Below are 10,191 nucleotides of genomic sequence, written 5' to 3'. Positions count from 1 at the left end.
ACGTCGTCCGGCAGGCCCAGCATGAACTTGTAGGTGAAGGGCAGACCGGCGTTCGAGATGAACCAGTCCCCGCGCATCAGCGGCACGTTGGTGCCCGTGACCTGGGCCAGCTGGCGCAGGTTGGCATCGGCCTCGACCGCCTGCGGATTCAGCCCGTAGGGATAGGGCCGCGCGGTCTCAAGCCCCGGGATCTGCCCCGAGACCAGAACCTGCCACATGAAGGGCGTCCAGCCGTAGTCCCGCAGGTCGATGGCGAAGATCGTCGCGCCGTCGTGGATCGGTTCGACCCGGGTGATGCGCGGTTCCCACGAGAGCGAGTTCACCATCTTGTTCAGCGCCGCCACGTAGCCCGCCAGGTGCTGGGTGCGGAAGTCCTCCATCGGCTGGCAGGGCAGCTGGCCGTTTTCCATGTGGCGGAACGAGAAGTAGCGCAGGAAGGGCCGGTCGATCTCGTCCTGGGCAATCAGGTGGCGCTGCACCTCGGCGAATTCCTCTGCCGGGGTCAGGAACATCCGGCTGCCGTCGCGCGGCGGCTCCTGGACCTCGGCGGTCAGCAGCTCCTTGTTGACCGCCAGCGAGGCGATCCAGTCGGCGATCAGCTTCTTGTCGGCCTCCGAGGCCGCCTGGCTGGTCGGCATCCGGTTCAGCGACTTGTAGAGCGCGGAGGCGCCGGGATCGCCGGGCACCACCAGCGCACTGTCGCCGGCGGTCTTCGCCGCCGAGACCAGCGTCGCCTGCGCCGCCGCCGAGCCGCCGCGGGCGTGGCAGGCCTTGCACTCCTTGTTGAAATAGGCGTCGACCTTGGCCGAGAGATCCGGCGAGGCGGCCTGCACCAGCGGCACGGGGGCTTCGCATTCCATCTGGATCACCGGCTTGGGCAGTTCCTCGACATCGGCGAGGTACTGGTAGATCGCCAGCCGGTCCGCGTCGGGAGCCTCGGCCAGGGCCGCCGCGACCCGCTGCATCGAGCCACCCATGGGTGTCGAGAGGTCAAGCCCCATCCCCTGCCCCGTCACATGGGCGACGAAGTCATCGGCCTCGATCCCGCCGATTGCGGCGCGGGTGATGTCGCCCGCGACTTCGCCCAGCACCGAGATGCCGCCGGTCAGCGCCTTGTCGGTCTCGAGGATGAAGGCCGAGTTGCGCGGCGTGTGGCAGGATCCGCAGGCCGCGACGCTTTCGACCAGGTACTGCCCCCAGGCGCGGGGATCGCTTTCGCTATCGCCTGCGCCCTCGTAGGAGGCCGGCTCGAAGGAATAGCGCCAGGGGTTCTTGCGCTGGATCATGTAGCGCAGCGTCAGCTCGTGATCCTCGGAGGGGCGGTCCGACTTCGGCGCCTCGGCCTTGATGTACTCGAACAGGTCGACGACGTGTTCGGGCTTCATCCCGGCGTAGAATTCATAAGGGAACAGGGGCGTGTAATCGCCCCCCTCGGGCGAGCGGCCATGCAGCATGGCATTGAGGAAGTCGGCCCGGCTCCAGTCGCCGATGCCGGCGGCACTGCCGGTGATGTTGGGCACTGCGATCAGGCCGTAGTTGGGAGAATCGATCTTCATCCCACCCGCCAGCACCGGCACCTCGCCCGCGCCTGCTGCCGGATCCTGGTGACACGAGGCACAGGCCCCGACCGCATAGAGCCGCGCACCGCGATCCAGATCCGCCTGGTAACTGTCGAAGGCCCCTGCCTCGTAGGGCTCTGCCTGCAGCGGTGCGAGAGTGGACGCAAGGCCCGCAAAGGCCAGGGACATGGCCATAAAAGGCCGGGCTGGGAAGATCGAGCTTGGCATAGTGGCACCGGGCAAATGGATCGAGTCGAGAAAAGGGTAAGCGAAAAATGGCCTATCAGGTCAGAACTTTTTCCCACCTGACAGCAGTTGTCACGTCCGGAATACCTCCATGGCACGACTTTTCCATGTCTGCGCCCGGCCTGCCCCCTGCGGAGCAGTCCGGCGCGGGCGGCCTTTTCCCGGGCCGCTTCCGCTGGCCATCCGGGCCTGCGGCATTTCGCTTTTGCGCTGCCCTGACGCAGGCTTCGCTGGTCAATCCCCCTTGCGGGCACTAGCTTGACGCGGGGGAGCGCGCGGGCCAGCGGCCCGAACCCGCCCCCCAAAGAACGACCGCTGCCGCCGGGCCCTTCCCGGCCGAAAAGAAGAGGCCCCGCGCGCCCATGACCGCCCCGCGACCCGACGCCCGCCGTCCCGTCACCAGCCTTGGCCGCAGCCTTCTCTGCGCCGCGCTCTGCCTGCCGCTGCTGGCGCCTGCCTGGCCGCTTGGCCTCGATGCCGCCGAGGTGACGCTGCGCGCCGGGGACAGCGACCTGGAAAAATCCCTGCGCGCCGCATCGCTGTCGGTTTCCGCCCAGGCCGATGGCACCAATGACGCGCAGGAGCTGATCGCAGCGGCCCAGGCCGACTACCGCCGCCTGCTGGCCGCGCTCTACGAGGACGGCTACTTCAGCGGCGCGATCTCGATCAGGCTGGACGGGCGCGAGGCAAGCGCGGTTTCGGCGCTGGATCGCAACGCCCAGGTCAACCGCATCGACATCGAGGTCACCCCCGGCCCCCGCTTCACCTTCGGCGAGGCCCGCGTTGCGCCGCTGCCCCAGGGCGTGACCCCGCCCGAGGGCTTCGCCACCGGCGCTCCGGCGGGCACCGTGGTGATGCGCCAGGCCGCCGAGGCGGGCCGCACCGCCTGGGCCGAGCGTGGCCATGCCAAGGCCCGCGTCTCGGGCCAGCAGATCACCGCCAACCATGCCGATCAGCGGGTTGATGCGGCCTTCGCGATCACGCCCGGCCCGCGGCTGACCTTCGGCGCCGTCTCGCTGTCGGAAAGCTCGCGCCAAAGCGCCGTCCGCCCCGAGCGGATCCGCCAGATCGCCGGCATCCCCGAGGGCGAGGTCTATGCCCCCTCCGAGATCGACCGCGCCGAGACCCGCCTGCGCCAGGCCGGAGCCTTCGCCTCGGCGGTGGTCAGCGAGGCCGAGGAGATCGGGCTGAACGATACCCTGCCGACGACGATCGAGGTGCAGGATGCCAAGCCCCGCCGCCTTGGCGCGGGGGCGGAATACTCCACCACCGACGGGCTGACGCTGACCGGCTACTGGATGCACCGCAACCTGCGCGGCGGCGCCGAGCGGTTGCGGTTCGATGCCGAGATCGCAGGGCTTGGCGGCGGCACCGGCGGCATCGATTATGCCCTGTCGACCAGCTACACCTACCCGGCCTTCCGCGATGCCGACAACAGCCTGGTCTTTGGCCTCGGCCTGTCGCGAGAGGACGAGCCCACCTACATCGCGGACATCGCCGAGGTGAACGTCGGCGTCGACCGCTACATCACCGAGACCCTTTCGGGCGACCTCGACCTGGGGCTGCGCGTCAGCCGCACCGACGATGCCTCGGGCACCCGTGACTTCACCCACCTGACCCTCAATTCGGGCCTGACCTGGGACAATCGCGACAACGCCACCAATCCCGCCGACGGTGCCTATGCCGAGGTCTCGCTGATGCCCTTCCTCGGCCTCGCGGGAACCGAAAGCGGCGTGCGGGCCACTGCCGACCTGCGCGGCTATCGCGGCTTCGCCGATGACCGTTTCGTCCTGGCGGGCCGTCTGCAACTGGGCGTGCTGGCCGGGCCCTCGATCGCCCAGACCCCGGCCGACTGGCTGTTCTGGTCCGGCGGCGGCGACACGGTACGCGGCCAGGGCTACCAGTCGCTCGGCGTCGGTTCCGGCGCCACGGCAACCGGCGGCCAGGGCTTCGCCGCCATCTCGACCGAGCTGCGCGCCCTCATCAGTGACAACTGGGGCGCGGCGGCCTTCGTCGATTACGGCTATGTCTCCGCCGATCCCGATTTCGCCGGTGGCGAATGGCATGGCGGTGCCGGGGTCGGCGTCCGCTACTACACCTCCATCGGCCCGATCCGCGCGGATATCGCCGTGCCGGTCACGGGCAGCACCGACAGCGTCTCGGTCTACGTCGGAATTGGACAGAGCTTCTGATGCACATCCCCCGCCTCCTTCCCCTCGTGGCCTGCGGCCTGCTGGCCCTGACCCCGGCCGCCGCCCAGCAATCCCCCGCTGCCGATGACGACGGCGAGGGCTTTCTGACCCGCACCCTGCAGAACGCCCTGTCCTCGGACGGGATGGAGGTCGATATCACCGGCTTCCAGGGCGCCCTCTCGTCTTCGGCGCGGATGGAGCGCCTGACCATCGCCGACGAGAACGGCATCTGGCTGGACCTGCGCAATGCCGAGCTGAACTGGAACCGCTCGGCCCTGCTGCGCGGGCGGCTCGACGTCACCACTCTCTCGGCCGAGAGCATCACGCTGGAACGCCTGCCCGAGGGCGAAGAGAAGGCCCCCTCCCCCGAGGCTTCGGGCTTTTCGATCCCCGAACTGCCGGTGGCGGTCGAAATCGGCGAACTGCGGATCGGTCGCTTCGAGATGGGCGAGGCCGTGGTCGGCGAAGCCGCGAGCCTGTCTCTCGAGGGGCGCGCCAGCCTGGCCGACGGCGGGCTGGATACCAACCTGAACATCGACCGGCTTGACCGCGAAGGCCATATCTCGATCCTTGCCGCCTTCGATCCCGAGGCCGAGAGCCTCTCGGTCGACATCTCGGCATCGGAGCCCCAGGGCGGGCTGGTCGCCAACCTGCTGGACCTGCCCGGCGCCCCGGCGGTCGAGCTGACGGCGCGCGGCGCCGGGCCGCTGGATTCCTACGACGCCAGCCTGCTTCTGGCCACCGATGGCGAAGAGCGCCTGTCGGGCGATGTCAGCCTGCGAGGGCGCGACGACGGCGGGCGCGAGTTCACCGCCGATCTCGGCGGCGACCTGACAGCGCTGATGGCCCCCGACTACCGCGATTTCCTGGGCACCGACATCGGCCTGACCGCCACCGGCACCGCCGGGGCCGACGGCGCGCTGGACGTGCAGCTGTTCCGACTGCGCTCGGCCTCGGTGAACCTCGAGGGCCGTCTGGCGCTGGACGGGGACGGCGCTCCGCAGTCCTTCGACCTCTCGGGCCTGCTCGCCGCGCCCGATGGCTCTGAACGGCTGACCCTGCCCATGGGCGAGGGCATCTCGCTGGCCTCGGGCCGCGTCTCGGCCAGCTTCGACCGCAGCCAATCGACCGAAATGACCGCCCGGATCGAGGCGCTTGCGGCTGCCATGCCCGGCTTCTCCTCTGAAGAGCTGGCGCTGGATGTGACCGGCCCGCTGCGCAAGGCCCGCGCCAGCCAGCTGACGCTCGGCCTGACCGCACGTGGCCTTTCAGCCGAGGATCCGGCGGTGGCCGAGGCGCTTGGCCAGACCCTGACCGGCTCGGCCGAGGTCACCTTCGGCGATGGCCCCATCGCCATAGAGAACCTGCGGCTTGCGGGCCCCGCCCTGACCCTGTCGGGCGCCGCCAGCTACGAGGGCACCGGCGACCAGGCCGGCTTTGCGCTGCAAGCCCATACCGAGGTCGCCGACCTGACCGCCTTTGCGCCGCTCACCGGCCTCGACCTGGCCGGCTCTGCCGAACTCGACCTCGCCGCGCAGATGCAGCTGCCCGCCGGGACCGGCCGGATCACCGCCTCGGGGCTGGGTGAAAACCTGTCCACCGGCATCGCCCAGGCCGATGCCCTGCTGGCCTCGCCCGCCGAGCTGAAACTGGACGTGACCCGCGACGAGACCGGCATCACCCTCAACACGCTCACGCTCGGCACCCGCGAGATGCGGCTGACCGGCGCGGGCCGTCTCGGGTCCGAGGACGGCAGCATCGGCTACAAGCTGGCGCTCGCGGATGCCAACCTGCTGACCGGGGCCGCCGGAGCACCTGCGCCCTTCGCAGTGACCGGCCAGATCACCCAGACCCCGACCGAAATGACCCTGACCGCCGAGGGCGGCGGAGAGCGCCTGGCCCTCGGCATCGAGGCGCTGGACGACCTGCTGGCCACCGGCCTGTCGGTGAACGCCCAGGCGACCCTGCCGAAGGAGGGCGCGCCGCGCATCGACCGCGCCGTACTGGCCAACGAGGCGCTGCGCCTGTCGGTGAACGGCGCCCTGCCGGGGGCCGAGAGCGACATGGCGCTGGACCTCAGCGCCTGGCTCGCAAACTCGGGCACCTTCACTGGGGCCACCGGCGGCCCGCTGGAGCTGACGGGCCGTGTCTCGGGCCAGCCGGATGCGCTGAGCGCCAGCCTGTCGGGTGGTGGTGAGGACCTGCGCACCGGCATCGCCGCCGTGGATGCGCTGCTCGACGGACGGACCTCGCTCAGCCTCGACGCGGGGCTGCAGGGCGAGGTGGTGACCCTGTCGCGCCTCGACCTGAACGCGCCGGGCCTCACCGCCCGCGCCAGCGGTGAAGTGGGCGCGCAGACCGCGTTGCAGATCGATGCCCGCCTGCCCGACAGCGGCAAGCCCTTCGGCGCCTCTGCCGGGCCGCTCTCGCTTGCTGCCAAGGTGACCGGCGACGGCCCTTCCTATGTGATCGAGGCCGAGGCCCGGGGCCAGTCCATCGGCATCGGCAATCCGCAGCTCGATGCGCTCTTTGCCGGCGACAGCAGCGTTACGGCCGCGCTGCGCCTGACCGGGGACGGCGTGCTGCAGATCGACAGCGCCGCGCTGAACTCGACCGCGCTCGAGGCCAGCGCTTCGGGCCAGGTGGCAGGCAGCGACGTGACGCTGGACCTATCGGCAAGGCTCGACAACCTGGCGCGGCTGGCCGATGGCTTCTCGGGGCCGCTGACCGTCAGCGGCAGCGTCAGCCCGGGGCAGAACGGCGCCCTTGCCGTGGATGCCACCGCCTCGGGACCCGGCGGATCGGATGCCCGGCTGACCGGCGAAGTCGCCCGGGCCGACGGCAGCATGGCGATCTCGCTGAACGGCTCGGCTCCGCTCGGGCTGGCCAATCCCTTCATTGCGCCGCGCTCGGCTGCCGGGCTGGCACGCTTCGACCTGTCGCTGTCCGGCCAGCCAGCGCTCTCGGCCCTCTCGGGGCAGGTGACGCTGGAAAACGGCCGTCTCGTGGCGCCCAGCCTCGGCCAGGTGATCGACGGCATCAGCGGCAACGTGCAGCTGGCCGGCGGCACTGCCCGGCTGAACCTGCAGGCCCGCCCCTCCGAGGGTGGCTCCCTGCGCATCTCGGGCCCCGTGGCACTGGAAGCGCCCTACCGCGCCGGCCTCGACCTGGCGCTGGACCGGGTGATCTTCACCCAGGCCGGGCTGGCGACGACGGTGCTGGACGGCGCGTTGCAGATCACCGGCCCGCTGACCGGCAATGGGCAGATCGCGGGACGCATTGGCCTGACCGACACCGAGATCCGCGTGCCCTCGGGCGGCTTCGGCGGGCAAGAGGCCATCCCCGAGATGCGCCATATCGCCGAACCCGCCGCCAGCCGCGCCACCCGCGCCCGCGCCGGGCTGACCGGAGAGGACAACGGCAGCAGCGCCGTGACGGGGAGCGGAGGGTCCGACGGCGGGCTCGGCCTTGACGTGCAGGTGGTGACCGACAGCTCCGTCTTCATCCGCGGCCGCGGCCTCGACGCCGAGCTGCGCGGATCGCTGGATATCGGCGGCACCACAGGCGCGCCCCGCCCCGTCGGCCAGTTCGACCTGGTGCGCGGCCGGCTGGCGATCCTGACCAAGCGCCTGGAACTCTCCGAAGGCCAGCTGCGCCTGGCGGGCAGCTTCGAGCCGCTCTTGCACTTCGTCGCCACCTCGCAATCGGGAAGCTACCTCTACTCGATCGCCATCGACGGCACCGCCGCGGCGCCCGAGATCGACTTCACCTCGAACCCCGGACTGCCCGAGGACGAGATCCTGTCTCAGCTGTTCTTCGACAAGCCCCTGTCGCAGCTTTCGGCCATCCAGGCGGCGCAGCTGGCTGCTGCGGTAGCCACCCTGACCGGCAAGGGCGGCGGTGGCGTGCTTGAAAAGCTGCGCGCCTCGACCGGGCTCGACAATCTCGACGTCGCCACGGATGCGGATGGGCAGGCCTCTGTCACCGCGGGCAAGTATCTGAACGAGAACCTCTACACCGAGACCGAGATCACCGGCGAGGGAGAGACAAATCTCTCGATCAACCTCGACCTGACCGACAACATCCGCGCCAAGGGGTCGGTCGACAGTGGCGGCGGCACCGGCATCGGTGTGTTCTTCGAGAAGGATTACTGACGCGCGCCCCCGACCGAAGGGAGGGGGGCGCTGCCCCCCGCCCGCTGCGCGGCCTCCCCCCGGAGTACTTTCAGCCTGGTGATGATGCTTGAGGGTGCCCAGAGAGGCTCCCTCCTTCTCCGCCGGGGGCGTGCACCCTCTCAACGGGAAACTAGGCCGCTCAAGGCGCCCTCGTGGCGCATCACCAGGCTGAAAATACGTCCGGGGGGAGCGCGGCACGCGCGGGGGGCAGCGCCCCCTGCGCCCCGAGCCATTCAACGCAACGGTGCCTCGCCCGCGATTTGATCATAGAGATGCCAAGTGGCATGGCCGAGCCAGGGCAGCACCAGGAAGAGACCGAGGAAACCCGGCAACAGCGCCAGGAAGGTCAGCCCGGCGATGATCGCCGCCCAGGTCAGCATCGGACCCGGATTTGCGGTGACGACGCCGAAACTGGTGATCATCGCCGTGACGAAGTCGACCTCGCGATCCAGCAGCAAGGGCAGCGAGATCACCGTGATCATGTAGAGCAGCGCTGCGAAACCCCCTCCGACGAGCGATCCGAAAGCCAGCATGGACAGTCCTCCGGGCGTCAGGAAGACCTCCAGCGAGGTCGAGACATTGGTCATCACCGAAAGGCCCAGGAAGAGGGCAAAGATCATGTGGCCGAGGAAGAACCAGAACAGCAGCAGGAAGATGATGATGGCGCAGAGCGAGGGCAGTTGCCGCCGCGACTGGCCCTGCACGACCCCCAGCACCGCGCGCCGGTCCAGCGGCTGACCACGGTCCAGCCGCCGCGAGACCTCGTAAAGGCCGACCGCCGCGAAGGGCCCTGCGAGCGGGAAGGACAGCGCGGCAAAGATCAGCCAGTAGCTCTGCCCGGTCGACAGGGTGATCCAGGCCAGGGCCCAGCCGATCAGCACGTAGACCGAGGCGAAGAACAGGCCCCAGAGCGGCGCCCGTCCGAAGTCCTCCCAGCCACGGCGCAGGGCCAGGCCCAGCATCGCATGGCTCACCGGTCTCAGGTCAGGCACACCGAGACGCGGCGCCTCCTCCTCCCGTGCAGTGATCTCCATCCCTCTCTCCTCCCCCCTCGCTGACCGCGCGGCGTCCAGCCCGCCCCCTCCCCGGGGCCGGCTTGCGCCAGCGTGATCATGCCTCCGCTTGGGCTGCGCGATCAAGAGAGAGCGGGCTTGCCGCCCGGGATCCGCGCCCCTAACCTGCCCCCCAGTTCTACCAGCCCATTGGATCCCAGATGTTTTTCCGTACCCTCACCGCGCTGATTTCCTGCGCCTGCCTGGGCTGTCCCGCCCTGGCCGCCCCCTGCGGCGACACCTCGGCCGGCTTCACTGCCTGGAAGTCGGCCTTCGCCGAAGAGGCGCGGGCCGCAGGCATCGGGCCACGTGGCCTTCAGGCCCTCGCCGGGGTGCAGTACTCGCATGGCACCATCGGCGCCGACCGCAACCAGAAGGGCGTCCGCTACAGCTTCGAGGATTTCAAGCGCATCCGGGGCGTGGATTACATCGTCTCCCAGGGGGGCAAGCGGCTGGCCCGCGATGCCGCATTCTTCGACAGACTCGAGGCGCAATACGGCGTTCCCGCAGGCGTCCTGCTGGCAATCCACGGAATGGAGAGCGGTTTCGGCCAGTTCTTCGGCAAGTATTCCGTTCTGAGTTCGGGTGCGACCGTCGCCTATGACTGCCGCCGGTCCGACTTCTTCACGGCCCATTTCCTCGCGGCCCTGCAGCTCGTCGACCGTGGCTGGCTCGATCCGGCGGCAATTGGCGCCGCACACGGAGAAATCGGCCATACGCAATTCCTGGCGGGCAACGTGGTGAAATACGGCAAGGACGGCAACGGGGATGGAAAGGTCAATCTCTATGACCCGGCGGATGCAATGGCCTCGACCGCGAATTACCTCTCCGAAAAGGGGTGGCGGCGCGGCGAACCCTATGGCGAGGGCAGCCGCAACTTTCGCGTGCTGAACGAATGGAATGCGGCCACGGTCTACCAGCAGGCCATCGCCTATGCCGGGCAGCGGATCGACGGCTGACCCCTGGC

The 10,191-nt window shown here is 69.7% G+C and carries 5 protein-coding genes; 3 read left to right on the top strand and 2 right to left on the bottom strand.

The genetic code is table 11. From position 1 onward, the window contains the following. Positions 1-1,748, bottom strand: a 1,748-nt coding sequence (locus OS124_RS25990) for a c-type cytochrome (RefSeq protein WP_168161444.1), incomplete at its 3' end; no start/stop codon positions are given. 419 nt (positions 1,749-2,167) lie between these two features. Between OS124_RS25990 and OS124_RS0107200 the strand changes: the two genes are divergently transcribed. Both OS124_RS0107200 and OS124_RS0107195 read left to right on the top strand, forming a co-directional pair. Next, complete coding sequence (locus OS124_RS0107200; protein ID WP_010138778.1) at positions 2,168-3,997, top strand: autotransporter assembly complex protein TamA; 1,830 nt, start codon at positions 2,168-2,170, stop codon at positions 3,995-3,997. Then, positions 3,997-8,151: a translocation/assembly module TamB domain-containing protein gene (locus OS124_RS0107195; RefSeq protein WP_010138777.1), complete on the top strand. Its 4,155-nt coding sequence runs from the start codon at positions 3,997-3,999 to the stop codon at positions 8,149-8,151. Before OS124_RS0107200 ends, OS124_RS0107195 begins: the two co-directional genes overlap by 1 nt. 254 nt (positions 8,152-8,405) lie before the next feature. On the opposite strand, the gene OS124_RS0107190 is transcribed toward OS124_RS0107195, so the two are convergent. Then, on the bottom strand, positions 8,406-9,206 hold the full coding sequence (locus OS124_RS0107190; RefSeq protein ID WP_010138776.1) for a DUF2189 domain-containing protein: 801 nt from the start codon (positions 9,204-9,206) through the stop codon (positions 8,406-8,408). Between the two features lie 179 nt (positions 9,207-9,385). Here OS124_RS0107190 and OS124_RS0107185 point away from each other — a divergent pair, with 179 nt between their 5' ends. Then, on the top strand, positions 9,386-10,183 hold the full coding sequence (locus OS124_RS0107185; RefSeq protein WP_010138775.1) for a lytic murein transglycosylase: 798 nt from the start codon (positions 9,386-9,388) through the stop codon (positions 10,181-10,183). Positions 10,184-10,191: the final 8 nt, after the last annotated feature.

It is taken from the genome of Oceanicola sp. S124 (assembly GCF_000220565.1).
GTDB lineage: Bacteria > Pseudomonadota > Alphaproteobacteria > Rhodobacterales > Rhodobacteraceae > Pseudooceanicola.
Note: the sequence above shows the minus strand (reverse complement) of the source record. Positions and strands in the feature narration are given on the sequence as shown.